Below are 17,210 nucleotides of genomic sequence, written 5' to 3' on the forward strand. Positions count from 1 at the left end.
ACCGGGTGGTAAGTATGTGAGTGTGCGACGGTACGCAGGGGTGCCGTCCGACATGACCGGGAGAGTGGCGAGTGACGGGTGAGGCGCGTCGTGGCTACGCGAAGGGCCGCGCGAAGCGCGTGGAGATCCTCGACCAGGCGATGGCCATGTTCGGAGAGGTCGGCTACCGGGGTGCCTCGCTGCGCGTGATCGCGACCCGCTGCGGCATCTCGCACCCGGGTCTGCTGCACCATTTCCCCACGAAGGGGTCACTGCTGCTCGCGGTCCTCGAACACCGCGACGAGGTGGACGGGGAGTGGCTCTCCGTCGGTGATCCCACGGGTGTGGACCGCCTGCGCCGGCTGGCCGACCTTGCCGCGCTGAACGCCGAACGGCGGGGAATCGTCGAACTGTTCTCCGTGCTCGCCGCCGAGGCCACCTCCGCCGAGCACCCGGCCCACGCATACTTCGTCGAGCGGTACCGGACCTCTGTCCTGACCACCGCCGTCTCGTACACGGAAGCCCGTGACGCGGGGGCCCTGCGGGACGGGATCGACCCCGACGAGGCGGCGCAGCAGCTGATCGCGTTGATGGACGGACTCCAGACGCAGTGGCTTCTCAGCGGCTGCATGACGGACATGGCGGGCGTGCTGCGCGCCCACCTTCAGGCGCAGTTGACCGTGCCGATCTGAGCGACGGCGCGGTCCGCGGGGCGGGGCGAGAACGGCCGCCCGGCATGGAATGTATCCCTCCGCTCAAGGAGGGCGTGCCAGGTGGCGCAGGACCCCTTTACGGCTTTGTCATGTGCCGGTAACTTCCCAGCTGCAAGAGATTGCAGCAAAATTCCGGCTGATATTTCAGTCGGAACGCACCCCCATCGCTAGGACCTTGAGGCGCGTCAGGGTTTCCGGCGGGACGGCGCAGGTCCCCGACTCCTGCGCCCTGGACGCCATGGCTTCGCCGTCGCCGTGGCCCTTCCCTGGAGACACCGATGAAACGCACCCCTCACCGGCTGCTGAGACGCCCCCTCGCGGCAGCCACGGCCGCGGCCGCAGTGCTCGGTCTGTTCACCGCGCTGCCCGCCACGCCCGACCTGGACGCGAAGCCTGTCGCCGCGTCAGAGACCTCCACAACCGTCTTCTATTACACCAAGACGAAGAACTGGGCGGCCTACAACCTCCATTACGCACCGGACGGCGGTTCCTGGACCGCGGTGCCCGGTGTGGCGATGGAGGCCGCCTGCACCGACTGGGTCAAGAAGACCGTGCCGCTCGGGACCGCGCAGGGGCTCCAGGCGACCTTCAACAACGGTTCCGGTGTCTGGGACAACAACGCGGGCAAGAACTACGACCTGGGCAGCGGGAACATCACCGTCAAGGACGGGGTCGTGGCGCACAGTGACCCGTGCGCAGGCGCCACCGACCCGGACCCGAGCCCGAGCCCGACCGACGCTGCGGCGAACACCGCCTCGGTCTACTACTCGACCGCAACCGTCGGCTGGACCACCACCAACCTGCACTACCAGCCCGCAGGCGGTTCCTGGACCGCGGTGCCTGGCGTCGGCATGGAGCCCGCCTGTACCGGCTGGGTGAAGAAGACGGTCGACCTCGGCAGCGCCATCTCGATGCAGGCCGCGTTCAACAACGGCAACGGCGTCTGGGACAACAACAACGGCGGCAACTACACGCTCTCCGCCGGCGTCAGCACCGTGAAGGACCGGGCCATCGTCAAGGACGCCAAGGACCCGTGTGTCGCCGAGACGCCCGACACCGAGGCGCCGACCGTGCCCACGGGCGTGACGGCCAAGGCAGACGGCGTCGGGGTGGTCCTGACCTGGGAACCCTCCACCGACAACAAGAAGGTGACGAAGTACCAGGTCACCCGGACCGGAGGGTCCAAGGGCAGCGTCGTCACCGATGTGAGCTCGACCGTGCTCTCCGAGTCGAACCTGGAGGAGAACACCGCCTACACCTACACCGTCAAGGCGGCCGACGCGGCGGGCAACACCTCCGCGGCCTCCGCGGCCGCGAAGGCCACCACGGGCGACAAGCCGCCGGCCGCCGCCCAGGGCAGGCCGCTGGGCACCGACCCGCGCAAGGACCCCATCTACTTCGTCCTGACGGCCCGCTTCAACGACGGTGACGCGAGCAACAACAGGGGCGGCAGCCAGGATGTGAAGTCCGGCAACGCGGCCAACAACGACCCCATGTTCCGCGGCGACTTCAAGGGCCTGGTCAAGAAGCTCGACTACATCAAGGGACTCGGCTTCTCGGCCATCTGGATCACCCCGGTCGTCCTGAACCGGTCCGACTACGACTACCACGGCTACCACGGCTACGACTTCTACAAGGTCGACCCCCGGCTCGAGTCCGCCGGAGCCTCGTACCAGGACCTCATCAACGCCGCCCACGCCAAGGGCATCAAGATCTACCAGGACGTCGTCTACAACCACTCCTCGCGCTGGGGCGCCAAGGGCCTGTACACCCCGACCGTCTACGGGGTCCGTGACAGCCAGTGGAGCTGGTACTACGACGAGAAGAGCGAGGGCTTCGAGTACGACGGACTGACCGTCGACCCCAAGACCGGCAAGTCGTACTACAACGGTGACCTGTGGTCCACGGCCGAGCCCGCGGGCAACACCTGCCTCAACTGGGGCAAGCCGACCGGAGCCACCTCTCCCGAGGGCTACAAGATCTACAACTGCCAGTGGCCGAACCCGACATCGGGGATGTTCCCGAGGGAGTACTACCACAACTGCTGGCTGGGCAACTGGGAGGGCGAGGACTCCCGTTCCTGCTGGCTGCACGAGGACCTGGCCGACTTCAACACCGAATCCGCACCGGTCCAGAACTACCTGATCGGCGCGTACGACAAGTACATCGACATGGGCGTCGACGGCTTCCGCATCGATACGGCCGTCCACATCCCGCGCACCACCTGGAACCGCCGCTTCCTGCCCGCGATCCAGGAGCGCGTCACCCAGCAGTTCGGCGCCGAGGCGGCGAAGAACTTCCTGGTCTTCGGCGAGGTCGGCGCGTTCGTCAACGACAAGTGGAACCGCGGCTCGGTCAACCACTCCGCGCAGTTCTTCACCTGGAAGGAACGCAAGGAGTACGACGCCGACGACACCAAGGCCGCGCTGGAGATGTACAACTACGAGGAGCAGCTCGGCACCGGGTCGCAGCCCACGTCCACCAACGCGTTCCTGGACGGCAACGCCTACCACACCCCCGACCGCAGCCAGTTCTCCGGCATGAACATCATCGACATGCGCATGCACATGAACTTCGGTGATGCCACGAACGCGTACAACAACGGCAAGGACTCCGACGACTCGACGAACGACGCCACGTACAACGTCGTCTACGTCGACAGTCACGACTACGGCCCCAATAAGAGCAGCGAACGCTACGCGGGCGGCACCGACGCCTGGGCCGAGAACATGGCCCTGATGTGGACCTTCCGCGGTATCCCGACGCTCTACTACGGTTCGGAGATCGAGTTCCAGGCCGGCAAGAAGATCGACTGCGGGCCCAGCTGCCCGCTGGCCACCACCGGACGCGCCTACTACGGTGATCACCTCGCGGGCGACGTCACGTCCTCGGAGTTCTCCAAGGTCGACTCCGCCACCGGCGAGGTCGCCGGCACGCTGTCCCAGCCCCTGGTCAAGCACGTCCAGCGGCTCAACGAGATCCGCCGGGCCGTGCCCGCCCTGCAGATGGGCCAGTACTCCACCGTGGGCATCACCGGGCAGATGGCGTACAAGCGCCGCTACACCAGTGGTACGACGGACAGCTTCGCCCTCGTCACCGTCACCGGCGGGGCCTCGTACACCGGGATCCCCAACGGCACGTACAAGGACGCCGTCACCGGTGACACGCAGGTCGTCAGCGACGGAAAGCTCACCGTCGCCGCACCCGGCAAGGGCAACATGCGCGTCTACGTGCTGAACGGCCCGGGCAAGATCGGCGCAGCGGGTCCGTACCTGAAGTAGCCAGAAACCAGCGGTACTTCAGTCGCACAGCAGGTGCCCCGGCGGGCCGGTGACTCCGGCCGCCGGGGCACCTGCACACTCCGGGACGGCTACGAACCGCCGTCAGCCGCCAGCAGGGCCTCGCGGCCGATCATGGCGGTCGACCCCGGGGCCGTACACGCGTAGGCGCCCGCCACCGCGCCCAGACGGGCCGACCCGAGGGCGTCCCGGCCGTCGAGCCGTCCGTACAGGAAGCCGGTGACGAAGGCGTCACCCGCACCGTTGCTGTCCACCACCGGAGCCGGCGGGACCGTCGCCGGAACGTGGACCGGGTCCTGCCCGCCGTCACGGGTGAGGACGTACGACCCCGCCGCGCCGTCCGTGGCGACCACCGTGCCGGCACGGCCCTCACCCAGAATCTCCCGCATCACGGCGGGCGTGCGGTCTCCCGTCGCCGCCGCGCTGAAGAAGACGAGATCGGACCGGAGAGCGAACTCCCGCTGGTGATCGCCCAGTCCGTCCCAGTCGTGCAGATCGGTGGAGACCGGGATGCCCAGGGCCACGATGTCGTCGTAGAGGAAACGCGTGAAGTTCATGATGGACAGATGGACGTGGCGGGCACGCCGTAGCCGGGGAAGATAGAAATCCTGGCGCATCCGCAGATCCTCCGGATCACGGGCGTCGTAGAACGACATCCGCCGGCCCGTCGCGTCCACCAGGTTCACCGCACGGCGGGTGCCCGCCGCCGAGATCAGCGGGTGGAACTCCACATCGCCCTTGGCCAGCCGCTCGCGCACCTGCGCACCGGTCCAGTCGTCGCCGATGCAGTCGAGCAGCGCGACGTCCAGCCCCAGCGCGCGGGCGCCCAGGGCCACATTGCCCCCGGTGTGACCGGGCCACTCCTCGATCGGGCCGACCATCACCGAGTCGGCGAGCGGGACCGGCAGGGCGTCGACGCGGACGATCGTGTCCACCCCGCTGCCGCCGACCACCAAGACGTCGTATTCCGTTTGTTGTTGGACCACTGCTCCGCCTCTCCGTTCCCGCCGTGATCAGTATGGCCGACGTCCCGCACAGACATCCGTCTCATCAGGAGGTCCGGAATGTGAACAACGGCGTGGTGTGCGCGGCAGTCCTCTAGGGTGGGATGTGCAGCTGGTTCGCCCTGCCCGCCAGGCAGGCGCGTCGCAAGAGGGAACCCGGTGGGAATCCGGGACTGCCCCGCAGCGGTGAGCGGGAACGACCGCCGTCATACGCACTGGACCCGAAGGGCCCGGGAAGCGACGGCCAGTAGGAGTCTGCCCCGGCAGACGTGCCCGCGAGTCCGAAGACCTGCCCGCAGCCCGCACCCGAACCCTCGGATGCGGAGATCTCGGTGACCTCGTGGGCGGGTCGGCGGCAGACAGCGGGTGGACGGGCACCGAAAAGGTGCGGTGATCCGCCCGGTCCGTCATCCTTTCGCGCCCTCGTCCCGATCCGGGATCCGCAGGAGACACGCTCGCGAAGGAGAGCTACGTGACATCCGAATCCACCTCGGCGACGGCAACCGCCACCGTGTTCGGCTACCCCCGCCAGGGCCACCACCGCGAACTGAAGAAGGCCGTCGAGGGCTACTGGAAGGGCCGCGTCACCGCCGAAGCCCTCCGGGAGACCACCGCCGCCCTGCGCCGGGCCAACTGGGAGGAACTCGCCGCCGCCGGCATCGGCGAAGTCCCGACCGGTGACTTCTCCCTCTACGACCACGTCCTCGACACCAGCGTCATGGTCGGCGCGATCCCGGAACGTCACCGGGCCGCCGTGGCGGCCGAGCCGCTGGACGGCTACTTCGCGATGGCCCGAGGCAGCCGGGAGACCGCGCCGCTGGAAATGACCAAGTGGTTCGACACCAACTACCACTACCTGGTACCCGAACTGGGCCCGGACACCGTGTTCGCCGCCGACTCCGCCAGGCAGGTCGCCGAGTTCCGCGAAGCCGTCGCCCTCGGCCTGACGGGCCGTCCGGTCCTCGTCGGCCCCGTCACCTACCTCCTGCTGGCCAAGGCGGCCCCGGGCGCCCCTGCCGGCTTCGACCCGCTGTCCCTGCTGGACCTGCTGCTGCCCGTCTACGACGATGTGCTCGCCGACCTCAGGGCGGCGGGAGCCGCATGGGTGCAGCTCGACGAGCCCGCCCTCGTCCAGGACCGCACGACCGCGGAACTGGACGCGGCAGACCGGGCCTATCACCGGCTCGGCGGCCTTGACGACCGACCGAAGCTCCTGGTCGCCTCCTACTTCGGGCGGCTCGGCGACGCCCTGCCCGTCCTGGCCCGGACGCCGGTCGACGGACTGGCCCTCGACTTCACCGACTCCGGCGCCGGCAATCTCGCCGATCTCGCCGCCGTCGGCGGTCTGCCCGGCAAGCGGCTGGTCGCGGGCGTCGTCAACGGCCGCAACATCTGGATCAACGACCTGGGGAAGTCACTCGCCACGCTGGGCACCCTGCTCGGTCTCGCCGGCCGGGTGGACGTCTCGGCCTCCTGCTCGCTGCTGCACGTGCCGCTGGACGCCGCAGCCGAGAGCGGCATCGACCCGCAGGTCCTCCGGTGGCTCGCCTTCGCCCGCCAGAAGACCACCGAACTCGTCGTCCTCGCCCGCGGACTCGCGCGCGGAACCGGCGCCATCGCCACCGAACTCGCCGAGAACCGGGCCGCTCTGGCGTCCCGGGCGGGATCCGCACTCACCCGGGACCCGGCCGTGCGGGCCCGCGCCGCGGCCGTCACCGATGCGGACGGCCGACGCTCGCAGCCGTACCCCGAGCGGACCGTGCTCCAGCGCGCGCACCTGGGACTCCCACTGCTGCCGACCACCACGATCGGCTCCTTCCCGCAGACGGATGAACTGCGCACCGCCCGGGCCGACCTGCGGGCCGGGCGGCTCGACGGCCCTGGCTACGACAAGCGGATCGAGGCCGAGATCCGCGAAGTGATCGCCTTCCAGGAGGAGGCCGGGCTCGACGTCCTGGTGCACGGCGAGCCCGAACGCAATGACATGGTCCAGTACTTCGCCGAACAGCTCACCGGCTACCTCGCCACCAGGCACGGCTGGGTCCAGTCCTACGGCAGCCGCTACGTCCGTCCCCCGGTGCTCGTCGGCGACATCTCACGGCCGGATCCGATGACCGTCCGCTGGACCGCGTACGCGCAGTCGCTGACCGCACGCCCCGTGAAGGGCATGCTCACCGGGCCCGTCACCATGCTCGCCTGGTCGTTCGTCCGCGACGACCAGCCAGTCGCCGAGACCGCCCGCCAGGTCGCCCTGGCCCTGCGCGACGAGGTCGGCGACCTGGAGGCGGGCGGCACATCGGTCATCCAGGTCGACGAACCCGCCCTCCGCGAGACCCTGCCGCTGCGGGCCGCCGAGCACGCCGCATACCTGGCGTGGGCCACCGAGGCGTTCCGCCTGACGACCGGCGGAGTACGGCCGCAGACCCAGATCCACACCCATATGTGCTACGCGGAGTTCGGCGACATCATCAACGCCATCGACGACCTCGACGCCGACGTCATCAGTCTGGAAGCTGCCCGCTCCCACATGGAGGTCGCCCGGGAGCTCGCTGACCACGGCTACCCGCGCGAGGCGGGCCCCGGTGTCTACGACATCCACTCGCCCCGGGTGCCGAGTGCCGGCGAGGCGGCGGCCCTGCTGCGCACGGGACTCGACGCCCTCGGCGCGGAGCGGCTGTGGGCCAACCCGGACTGCGGGCTGAAGACCAGGGCCTGGCCCGAGACCCGGGCCTCCCTGGAGAACCTCGTCTCGGCGGCCCGCGTGGTCCGGACGGAACTGGCCGGCGGCGGCGCCGCCTGACCGGAGCAGGGGCCGGGGCCGGAGCAGCCGCCACCTGGCGCGCTCCGGCCCCGGCGGTGCGGCCCTGCCGGATGCGGCCCCGGCGGTGCGGCCGGGCACCGGGGCCGGATCCGGCAGCCCGCACTATGCGCCGAGGCCCTGCGCAAGGCCGTGTGGGACGAGCGGTCCGCCCGGGACAGGGCCCGGGGGGTGGCTGTTCTCTGCGCGCGCCCGGGATGCCTGCTGGCTATGCTCGATCAGGGGCCGACAACCTGAAACGTGGAGGCACCCATGCTGCCGCTGCCCGAACCTCGCGACTTTCCGCCGCGCATCGCCACCGGCGCGTTCATCCTCAACTCCGGCCTGGGCAAGCTCAAGGCGGACGAAGCGACCCAGCAGGGCCTGCACGGTATGGCTTGCACGGCCTACCCGTTCCTCAAGAAGATCGAGCCCGACCGGTTCACCCGGCTGCTGGCCTGGTCCGAGATCGCGGTCGGCAGCAGCCTGCTCGTCCCCTTCGTGCCGACCAGGCTTGCCGGACTCGCTCTTGCCGGGTTCTCCGGCGGACTGGTCGGCCTGTATCTGCGGGTGCCCGGGATGCGTGAGCCCGGCAGCCTGCGCCCGAGCCAGGACGGCGTCCCGCTGGCCAAGGACTCCTGGATGCTCGGCATCGGGCTGGGCTTCCTCGGTGCGGGCACACGCCGGGCCGGTTCGGCAGCGCAGCGCTGTCGCCGGCACCGCAGGTGCGCCCGCTGACCCACCCGGTCTCAGTCACGCGCCCGGGCCACCAGCAGGGCCACGTCGTCGTGGCCCTGGGGGTCGCGCAGCTCGCGCAGCAAGCGGTCGCAGGACTCCTCCAACGACGGATCCGGATCACGCAGCAGCCCGAGCAGAGTCTCCAGCCGGCTGTCGATGTCGTCGTCCCGGGTCTCCACCAGCCCGTCCGTGTACAGCACGAGCCGGTCGCCGGGCCCGAGAGGGAAGTCGACGTCGCTGAACGGCACACCGCCCACACCGAGCGGCGCGCCCGCCGGTAGATCGAGCAGTCTCGGCGCACCGCCCCTCGGGATCAGCACCGGCGGGAGATGACCGGCGGTACTCACCCGGCACCGGCCGGCGGCCGGGTCGTACACCGCGTACACACAGGTGGCGAACGGCGGGTCCAGATCGGCGGTGATCTCGTCGAGGTGCCCCAGCACCTCGGCGGGCTGAAGGCCGAGCCTGGACAGGGTCTGGGTGGCGGTACGCAGCCGCCCCATCGTGGTGGCCGCGTTGATGCCGCTTCCCATCACATCGCCCACCACCAGCGCGGTCCGCCCGTGCCGCAGCCCGATGACGTCGAACCAGTCCCCACCGACCTCGTACCGCGAAGCGGCCGGCTGGTAGCGGGACACGACCTCCAGACCCTCCGGATCGTGATGGTCGCGCGGCAGCATGCTGCGCTGCAGCGTGAGTGCGGTCTCCCGCTGCTGCCGGTACAGCCGAGCGTTGTCGATACCGATGGCCGCGCGGGCGGCCAGTTCGCACGCCAGCACCTCGTCGTCCTCGGTGAACGGCAGCGGATTGTCCGTCCGGATGAGGTCGATCGCGCCCAGGACCTCGCCTCGCGCGATCAGCGGCACCGCCAGGTAGGAGTGCGCACCCGCCTGAGCGAGCAGTGCCGCCGAACGGCTGTCACGGGCGATGCGCGCGAGTAGCGCCGCGTCGAGGTACGGCTCCCGGACCGGCCGTGCCGTCCGCACACAGCGGGTGATCAGCCGGTCGGCGCCGTACTGGGCGGCGTGGCCCGGCGGATCCGCCGCCTCCACGACGGGGTTCGGCCGCGCGGCGACGACGGCCAGGGCCTGGATGAGGAGTGGTCCCTCGGTCACGCCGGGGCGCCCCTGCAGAACACTGTCCAGGATGTCGACCGCGGCCACGTCGGCGAGCTCCGGGACGGTGACCTCGGCCAGCTCCAGGGCCGTCTGCTCCAGATCCAGCGTGGTCCCGATGCGTACCGATGCGTCGGCGATCAGTGCCAGTCGGTGCCGGGCGCGCTCCGCCTCGGCTGCCGCCCGGTAGCGGTCGGTCACCTCGATCAGCGAGACGGCGATCCCGAGCACCCGGCCGCCGGAGTCGTCCAGCCGGTACAGCGACACCCGCCAGGCACGGTCGGTGTCCGGTTCGGCCGGCGTGCGGCCCGCCACCTCGTGAGACACCTGCGGCACACCGCTCCCGAGAACCTCGCGCATCGCCGCCTCGATGGTGTCGGAGTCCAGGAACGGCAGGGCCTCTTCCACCCGGCGGCCCAGGTGCTCGGCGGCACTCAGCCCGTCCATCCGCTCCAGCGCGGGATTGGCGGCCAGATAGCGCAGATTGCCGTCCAGGACCGCCAGACCGATCGGCGACTGGTCGACCAGTCGCACGGAAAGGGCGAGGTCGCGTTCGACCTCTCGCAGTGTCGCCCCGTCCGCGGCCAGCCCCAGCGCGTAGAAGTCGCCGCGGTCGTCCTGCAGTCGCATGTTGCGGAACTCCAGCAGCCTGGAGGTGCCGTTCTTGTGCCGTACGGGAAAAACGCCCGCCCACACCTCTCCGCTGCTCATCACCTCGGTGAACAGCCTCAGCACCAGCTCGAAGTGCTGCTCGTCGACCAGCACCTGGGCGGCGAACCGGCCCAGCGCCTCGTCGGGCTTGTACCCGAGCAGCTGCTCCGCCTGGGGGCTCCACAGCACGATGCGTCCTTCGGTGTCCAGCACCATCGCGGCCACCCCGAGGACGTCCAGCAGGCCCCCCTCGGGGGAGCGGTGCACGCCCTCCCGGCGGGCATCGCCCCAGCCGGTCCGCATGTCATCAGTGCCGCCCACGGACGATCCTTCCCATGCCGTCATCGCGCCCGGACGCAGGCCCGCTGTCTCCCATGGTCGCCCCGGATCCACCACCCCCGCAGCTTCGAGGACTGCGGCGAGGGTGCCGCAGGGGGTTTCGGAAGCCCGAGGGCGGTCACCCGCAGCATAGGGAGCCGAACGGACCAACACGACCGTCAGGAGAGTGAGACCCATGGAGAACTGGCGCACACTCGCGGCCTGCCGCGACGAGGACCCCGATCTGTTCTTCCCCATCGGGAGCACCGGCCCCGCGGTGGTGCAGACCGAGGACGCCAAGGCGGTGTGCCGAGGCTGTCCCGTACGGGAGGAGTGCCTGCGTTGGGCCCTGGACAACGGCCAGGATGCCGGTGTGTGGGGTGGTCTGGACGAGGCGGAGCGACGCGCACTGAAGCGGCGCTCGCGCAGGCAGGCCAAGGACCTCGGGTAGCGACGAGGGCATCGTCACACCGCCGGCCACCGCCCTCGCCTGGTGTTTCCCGGCACAACGGGTACACGATGAGGTATGGACACCACGGCTTGGATCGTCATCGGCGCGGCTCTCGTGCTGCTCACCGTGGGCGTCGCCGGCGTCCTCCTGCTGCGGGTCCTGCGCGCCAGGAAGCTGCTGGCCGACGCAGGAATCCCGCTGCGCGACAAGGCACTGCTCTGGGCCGCGGTGATCTACACGGTGTCGCCCGTCGACCTGCTGCCGGACCCCGTCTACCTCGACGACATCGGCTTCCTGCTGCTGGCCCTGCGCTCGCTGCACGCCGCCGCGCGGGCAGCCGGAGCAGGCGGCCGCGCGGAGCGGCCGGTGGAGGCCGGGAGCCTCGCACCGTAGAGCGGTCCGTACCGCGGGTGGGGGAGCGGCGTCCGTATTCCGGCGTCCGCGGTGCTCGGTGGAACCGGACCCGTCACGCTCGTTGACAGCTGAGCGGGTACACGTCACTCTCCTGGGAGAGCGCTCTCCCATTCGGTAACGGGACACCGATCCCTCACTCTTCTGCCAGGAGAGAATGTGCACAGAGCTTGCGCAGCCCTGCCCGCGAGACCACGTCCGGGCACGCTGCTGATCACTCTTCTCGCCCTTTTGGCGTCGTCGCTCGTGATGCTGACAGCGCCCCCCGCCCGAGCCGCCGAGTCCCTTCTCTCGCAGGGCAGGAGCGCCACCGCCTCATCCCACGAGGGTGACGCCTACGCCGCCTCCGCCGCCCTGGACGGAAACCTGACCGGCACCCGCTGGGCCAGCGAATGGCGCGACCCGCAGTGGATCCAGGTGGACCTGGGAGCCACCGCCGACCTCAGCAGGGTCGTACTGACCTGGGAGTCGGCTTACGGCAAGGCCTACGAGATCCAGGCCTCCGACAACGGATCCGACTGGCGCACCCTCAAGACCGTCGCCGACGGCGACGGCGGCACGGACGAGCTGACCGTCTCCGGCGCCGGACGGTACGTCCGGATGTACGGCACCGCCCGCGCCGGCGGGTACGGCTACTCCCTGTGGGAGTTCCAGGTCTACGGCACCACCGGCCCGCCCCCGGCCACCGGCGGCGCCGTCCGGGTCACCGGTTCGCAGGGCGACTGGCAGCTGACCGTCGACGGCAAGCCGTACCAGGTCAAGGGCCTGACCTGGGGCCCGTCCGTCGCCGACGCGGCACGATACCTGCCCGACCTGAGGTCGATGGGCGTCAACACCATCCGCACCTGGGGGACCGACGGTTCCTCCAAGCCGCTGCTGGACGCCGCCGCGGCCAACGGTATCCGGGTCGTGAGCGGTTTCTGGCTCCAGCCGGGCGGCGGTCCGGGCAGCGGCGGCTGCGTCAACTACCTGACCGACGACGCGTACAAGTCGTCGTCGCTCACCGAGTTCGCCAAGTGGGTCGACACATACAGAAACCACCCGGGCGTCCTCATGTGGAACGTAGGCAACGAGTCGGTGCTCGGCCTCCAGAACTGCTACAGCGGTGACGAACTGGAGAGGCAGCGCAACGCGTACACCGCCTTCATCAACGATGTGGCGAAGAAGATCCACACCATCGACCCGAACCACCCGGTGACCTCGACCGACGCCTGGACGGGCGCCTGGCCCTACTACAAGCGCAACACCCCCGACCTCGACCTGTACTCGGTCAACTCCTACGGCGACATCTGCGGGGTCCGCGGCGCCTGGGAGGCCGGCGGCTACACCAAGCCCTACATCATCACCGAGGGCGGCCCGGCCGGTGAGTGGGAGGTGCCCGACGACGCCAACGGCGTCCCGGACGAGCCCACCGACGTACAGAAGGCCGAGGGCTACACCAAGGCCTGGAACTGCATCACCGCCCACCGGGGCGTCGCCCTGGGCGCCACGCTCTTCCACTACGGAACGGAGCACGACTTCGGCGGCGTCTGGTTCAACGTGGTGCCCGACGGCAAGAAGCGGCTCTCCTACTACGCGCTGAAGAAGGCGTACACGGGCTCGACCTCAGGCGACAACACTCCGCCGGTCATCGGCAACATGACCGTGCAGAACGCCAACGGCGCACCCGCCGGACAGGAGTTCACCGTCCGTGCCGACGTCCGCGACCCGGACAACGACCCGCTGACGTACAAGATCTATCTCAGCGGGAACTACGCCACCGGTGACAAGGCCCTGGTCGAGGCCGCCTGGCGGTCCACGGGCAACGGCTCCTTCGCGGTGAAGGCGCCGGAGCGGCTCGGGGTGTGGAAGGTCTACATCCAGGCCGAGGACGGACACGGCAACGCCGGCATCGAGACCAAGTCGGTGAAGGTCGTGGTGCCCCCGGTCACGGGCACCAACCTGGCCCTGGGCCGGCCCGCCACCGCCACCTCCGCGCAGACCGGCAGCACCGGCTGCCCCTGCACCGCGGCGATGGCGATCGACGGCCGGATGGACACCCGCTGGGCCAGCGACTGGAGCGACCCCCAGTCGATCCAGGTCGACCTCGGCGAGCGGAAGTCCTTCCGCCACCTCCAGCTGGTGTGGGACCCGGCCTACGCCAAGGCGTACGAGGTACTGGTCTCGGACGACGGCGGCAACTGGCGGTCCGTGTACTCCACGACCAGCGGCAACGGCGACGCCGACGACGTCGACCTCGCGCAGACCGCCCGCTATGTGAAGCTCAACCTCACTCAGCGGGGCACCGGTTGGGGCTACTCCCTCTGGGAGTTCGGAATCTACGCCTGACCGAGGGGCGGCGCCGGTGAGGGGCGGGTCGACGGCCCCCGCACCGGCGCCGCCTGCCGCGGGGCGTGTCGATGGCGGGACGCGGGCGGGGGAGCGGTCAAGGTGAGGGCATGAACGTCGCAGACATGCTGACCGATGGATACACCCGCATCAGGGAGACCGTGCACGCGGCCGTCGACGGCCTCGAACCCGAGGACCTCCACACCCGCCTGGACGACGGGGCAAACTCGATCGCCTGGCTGGTCTGGCACCTGACCCGCGTCCAGGACGACCACATCGCGGACGCTGCGGGCACCGAACAGGTGTGGTTCACCGAGGGCTGGGACGCGCGTTTCGATCTGCCTCTCGCCAAGGCCTCCACCGGCTACGGACACAGCGACAAGCAGGTCGGGGCCGTCCGGGTGGGCTCGGCGGAGCTGCTTCTCGGGTACTACGACGCCGTGCACGAACGGTCGGCGGACTTCATCAGGGGACTCGACGGCAAGGCGCTCGACCGAATCGTCGACGAGGCCTGGTCGCCACCCGTCACCCTGGGCGTCCGGCTGATCAGCGTCCTGTCGGACGACCTCCAGCACGCCGGTCAGGCGGCCTTCGTGCGCGGCTGCCTGGAGCGCCGCTGAAGGCTGTCCCGTGATCCCTGGCGGGACGACAGATCCTGCCTGTCAGTGCGAGCGCGGGCCCCGGCGCCGGAGCGGGTACGTCCGCCGGCCGAGCCGTCGACGCGGAGCCTCGGCCCTCCGACGGCCTCGGCCCTCCGAGGGCCGACGCCCCGGCGTGGCCGATCAGGCGGGTACCGCTTTCCCGGGGCGGGCCGGTGCCATGTCCCGTGCGATCTCGTGTGCCAGGCGACCGAAGAGCTCGATCGCCCGGTTGCCATCGTCGGACCGCCACATCAGGCTGTATCCGAGGGGGCTGTCTCCCTCCACCGGGATGTAGGAGATACCGGGGCGGCCGTGGTAGCGAGCGATGTGGGCTCCTGACAACAGGGCGCCCTTGCCGCCGGCGACGAGTGTCAGTGCCTCCTGGAAGTTGGTGACGGACGGCCCCGGCCCGATCGGCCTGCCACTGGGTGTGTGCGTCGGCAGTTGATGTTCCAGCCAGTACTCCGGGATGTGTCCCGCGATCGTCAGCAACGGCACACCGGCCAGGTCCTCAAGTGTCACCGTGCTCCGTCCGGCGAGCGGGTGCCCGGCCGCGACAGCCAGCACCCTGTCCTCGACGAGGAGTGTGGGGCCGCGGGTCAAGTCGTCCTCGTGCACGGGGAAGTCCGCCAGCTGAAGGTCGAAGTCGCCGTCCCTCAGCATCCCGTACGGGTCGGAGAGCGGCACCTCGCATACCTCGACGGCGAGTTCAGGGTTGCTGGTGCGCAGCTTCTCGATGGTCTTCATCACCATCTCTCCGGCCAACGACGTGGAGAAGCCGACGTGCAGGACTCCTTCGATTCCGCGTGCCGAGCCGACGGCACGCGCGAGGGCGTTCTCGATGCCGCGGTAGTGAGGTTCGAGGTCCTCACGGAAGCGGCTGCCCAGGCGGGTGAGGGCCACACGCCGGCTCGTGCGTGTGAACAGAGGCGCTCCCACGTGGCGCTCCAGCTTCTGGATGAGCTGGCTCACCCGGGCGCGGGAGAGATGCAGGCGGGTGGCGGTGCGGCCGAAGTGCAGTTCTTCGGCGAGTACGAGAAAGCATTCGAGTTCGTTCTGGTCCACGTACATCTCCGGGATCGCGTGGGACAGCTATCGGTAAGCCTGGCTGTCCGAACGTTGCGATCATCGCTGTTGTTCCCCTCCGGGGCGTGGCGAAGGCTTGAGGCACCACCAGAACTCACCACTCCGGAAGGAGTTCATCGTCATGAGTGCCTTGAGTACTTCGAGCGGACTGAGCGCACACAAGTGGGGCGTCCTGCTCGTGCTGTGCGGCGCGATCTTCCTCGAAGGCATCGATGTCGCCATGCTCAATGTGGCGCTACCGTCGATCCGCGCCGACCTCGGACTCTCCACCGGTGAACTGCAGTGGGTCATGAGCGCCTACGTCCTCGGTTACGGCGGCTTCATGCTCCTCGGCGGACGGGCGGCGGACCTGTTCGGGCGCCGTCAGATGTTCGTCCTCTGGCTCACCGTCTTCCTGCTGTTCTCCGGGCTCGGCGGATTCGCCACCGAGGGGTGGATGCTGATCGTCGCGCGGTTCATCACGGGTGTCGCCGCAGCCTTCATGACCCCGGCGGGGCTGTCCATCATCACCACGGGCTTCGCCGAGGGACCGGAGCGGAACAAAGCCCTGCTCATCTACTCGGGCACGGCCGCGGGAGGCTTCACGATCGGCCTGGTCGCCGGTGGACTGCTCACCGCCGTCGGCTGGCGGTGGGTCTTCTTCGCCCCGGTCGTGCTCTCCTCCCTCATCCTCGTCGCGGCCCTCGTGTTCGTCCCCAGGTCGGCACGCCCGGACAGATCCGGAAAGCCCGTCGACGCCGCCGGCGCGCTCACCGTCACCGCTGCCCTCGTGCTGATCGTGCTGGGCGTCGAGCGTGCGGCCCACGCCGGAATCGCCGCCAGCGCCGGAACGTTGCTGGCCGGGCTTGCGTTCTTCGCGGTCTTCCTCGTGATCGAACGGCGCTCCGCCGAGCCCCTGGTACGCATGGGTATCTTCCGCAACGGCTCCCTGGTGCGGGCGAACCTTTCGGCGATGCTGTTCGCCGCCGGGTTCTTCGGTTTCCAGTTCCTCGTCGTGCTGTATCTCCAGGAACTGCGCGACTGGTCGACGCTGCAGACAAGCCTCGCGATGCTGGTCATCGGGATCGACGCGATCCTCTCGCCGACCCTCACCCCACGGCTGGTCAACCGCTTCGGCACCGCCAAGGTGATCTTCGGCGGGCTTCTGCTCGCGGCGCTCTCCTACGGGCTGTTCCTCCCGCTGGGTGCGGACTGGAGCTACGCGTCGATGTTCCCGAGCCTGCTCGTCCTCGGCCTCGCGTTCTCCCTGGCGTACGGGCCGCTCACCATCGTGGCCACGGAAGGGATCGCGGAGGAGGAACAGGGGCTGGCAGGCGGACTTCTCTACACCGCCTTCCAGTTCGGTGCCGCCCTCGGGCTCTCCGCGGTCACCGCCGTCAGCGTGGCGGCGACGCGCTCGGGGACGCCTGCCGCACTGCTGGACGGATACCGGGCGGGTCTGCTCGTCCCGTTCGTGGCGGCGGTCGTCGCCGCTGCCATCAGCGCCTTCGGCCTGCGCTCCCGTCCGGGCGGCGATTCACCCCCAGCGGTGGCCGCTGCCGGCGAGCCGGCCGACGTCCCCGTCTCCCGCTGATCCCGGACTCGGCAGGACAGGCTCACCGCCGACGCCGTGTTGCGTACGACAACACCGACCGGCACGGGCAGGGACGGCCCGTGCCGGTCGGTGTTGTCGGTGTCTG

The 17,210-nt window shown here is 69.8% G+C and carries 12 protein-coding genes and 1 riboswitch; of the genes, 9 read left to right on the forward strand and 3 right to left on the reverse strand.

All coding sequences use genetic code 11. The annotated features are described in order from the left end of the window. Positions 1–71 precede the first annotated feature (71 nt). On the forward strand, positions 72–671 hold the full coding sequence (locus tag ACIOEW_RS31225) for a TetR/AcrR family transcriptional regulator (protein WP_362544671.1): 600 nt from the start codon (positions 72–74) through the stop codon (positions 669–671). A gap of 299 nt (positions 672–970) precedes the next feature. Then, positions 971–3,973: a carbohydrate binding domain-containing protein gene (locus tag ACIOEW_RS31230; RefSeq protein WP_401967853.1), complete on the forward strand. Its 3,003-nt coding sequence runs from the start codon at positions 971–973 to the stop codon at positions 3,971–3,973. An 89-nt stretch (positions 3,974–4,062) separates the two neighbouring features. On the opposite strand, the gene ACIOEW_RS31235 is transcribed toward ACIOEW_RS31230, so the two are convergent. Beyond that, a complete protein-coding gene (locus ACIOEW_RS31235) occupies positions 4,063–4,977 on the reverse strand; it encodes a carbohydrate kinase family protein (protein WP_401967855.1) in 915 nt (304 codons plus the stop codon). 114 nt (positions 4,978–5,091) lie between these two features. Then, positions 5,092–5,307, forward strand: a riboswitch (cobalamin riboswitch). A 160-nt stretch (positions 5,308–5,467) separates the two neighbouring features. Here ACIOEW_RS31235 and metE point away from each other — a divergent pair. After that, positions 5,468–7,795, forward strand: a complete 2,328-nt coding sequence (gene metE, locus ACIOEW_RS31240) for a 5-methyltetrahydropteroyltriglutamate--homocysteine S-methyltransferase (protein WP_401967857.1) — start codon at positions 5,468–5,470, stop codon at positions 7,793–7,795. 270 nt (positions 7,796–8,065) lie between these two features. Beyond that, positions 8,066–8,530 (forward strand): hypothetical protein, encoded by a 465-nt coding sequence (locus ACIOEW_RS31245; protein WP_401968116.1) that lies wholly within the window; start codon positions 8,066–8,068, stop codon positions 8,528–8,530. Positions 8,531–8,541: 11 nt separating this feature from the next. On the opposite strand, the gene ACIOEW_RS31250 is transcribed toward ACIOEW_RS31245, so the two are convergent. After that, positions 8,542–10,599: a SpoIIE family protein phosphatase gene (locus ACIOEW_RS31250; protein WP_401968119.1), complete on the reverse strand. Its 2,058-nt coding sequence runs from the start codon at positions 10,597–10,599 to the stop codon at positions 8,542–8,544. Positions 10,600–10,810: 211 nt separating this feature from the next. Here ACIOEW_RS31250 and ACIOEW_RS31255 point away from each other — a divergent pair, with 211 nt between their 5' ends. The 4 genes from ACIOEW_RS31255 to ACIOEW_RS31270 all read left to right on the forward strand — a co-directional run bounded on the left by ACIOEW_RS31255 (position 10,811) and on the right by ACIOEW_RS31270 (position 14,424). Next, positions 10,811–11,065, forward strand: coding sequence for a WhiB family transcriptional regulator (locus ACIOEW_RS31255; RefSeq protein ID WP_362544683.1), 255 nt, complete (start codon positions 10,811–10,813; stop codon positions 11,063–11,065). Between the two features lie 75 nt (positions 11,066–11,140). Beyond that, entirely contained in the window at positions 11,141–11,458 is a 318-nt protein-coding gene (locus ACIOEW_RS31260; RefSeq protein ID WP_362544686.1) for a DUF1232 domain-containing protein, read from the forward strand. Positions 11,459–11,635: 177 nt separating this feature from the next. After that, positions 11,636–13,804, forward strand: coding sequence for a discoidin domain-containing protein (locus ACIOEW_RS31265; RefSeq protein WP_401967859.1), 2,169 nt, complete (start codon positions 11,636–11,638; stop codon positions 13,802–13,804). A gap of 110 nt (positions 13,805–13,914) precedes the next feature. Next, positions 13,915–14,424 (forward strand): DUF664 domain-containing protein, encoded by a 510-nt coding sequence (locus ACIOEW_RS31270; protein ID WP_362544692.1) that lies wholly within the window; start codon positions 13,915–13,917, stop codon positions 14,422–14,424. Between the two features lie 162 nt (positions 14,425–14,586). Here ACIOEW_RS31270 and ACIOEW_RS31275 read toward each other — a convergent pair whose 3' ends face one another. Beyond that, positions 14,587–15,510: a LysR family transcriptional regulator gene (locus ACIOEW_RS31275; RefSeq protein ID WP_401967863.1), complete on the reverse strand. Its 924-nt coding sequence runs from the start codon at positions 15,508–15,510 to the stop codon at positions 14,587–14,589. A 142-nt stretch (positions 15,511–15,652) separates the two neighbouring features. On the opposite strand from ACIOEW_RS31275, the gene ACIOEW_RS31280 reads away from it, so the two are divergent. Next, positions 15,653–17,104 carry an MFS transporter gene (locus tag ACIOEW_RS31280; protein ID WP_401967865.1) on the forward strand — a complete coding sequence of 484 codons (1,452 nt, stop codon included), beginning with the start codon at positions 15,653–15,655 and terminating at the stop codon, positions 17,102–17,104. Positions 17,105–17,210 lie beyond the last annotated feature (106 nt).

This window comes from Streptomyces sp. NPDC087901, assembly GCF_044742205.1.
In the GTDB taxonomy this organism is placed as follows: Bacteria; Actinomycetota; Actinomycetes; order Streptomycetales; family Streptomycetaceae; genus Streptomyces.

Bases quoted from the DNA above. Each gene is read 5' to 3' on its own strand.
- ACIOEW_RS31230 (WP_401967853.1), top strand. From the start codon at position 971: ATGAAACGCACCCCTCACCGGCTGCTGAGACGCCCCCTCGCGGCAGCC.
- ACIOEW_RS31245 (WP_401968116.1), top strand. From the start codon at position 8,066: ATGCTGCCGCTGCCCGAACCTCGCGACTTTCCGCCGCGCATCGCCACC.
- ACIOEW_RS31250 (WP_401968119.1), bottom strand. From the start codon at position 10,599: ATGCGGACCGGCTGGGGCGATGCCCGCCGGGAGGGCGTGCACCGCTCC.
- ACIOEW_RS31255 (WP_362544683.1), top strand. From the start codon at position 10,811: ATGGAGAACTGGCGCACACTCGCGGCCTGCCGCGACGAGGACCCCGAT.
- ACIOEW_RS31260 (WP_362544686.1), top strand. From the start codon at position 11,141: ATGGACACCACGGCTTGGATCGTCATCGGCGCGGCTCTCGTGCTGCTC.
- ACIOEW_RS31270 (WP_362544692.1), top strand. From the start codon at position 13,915: ATGAACGTCGCAGACATGCTGACCGATGGATACACCCGCATCAGGGAG.
- ACIOEW_RS31280 (WP_401967865.1), top strand. From the start codon at position 15,653: ATGAGTGCCTTGAGTACTTCGAGCGGACTGAGCGCACACAAGTGGGGC.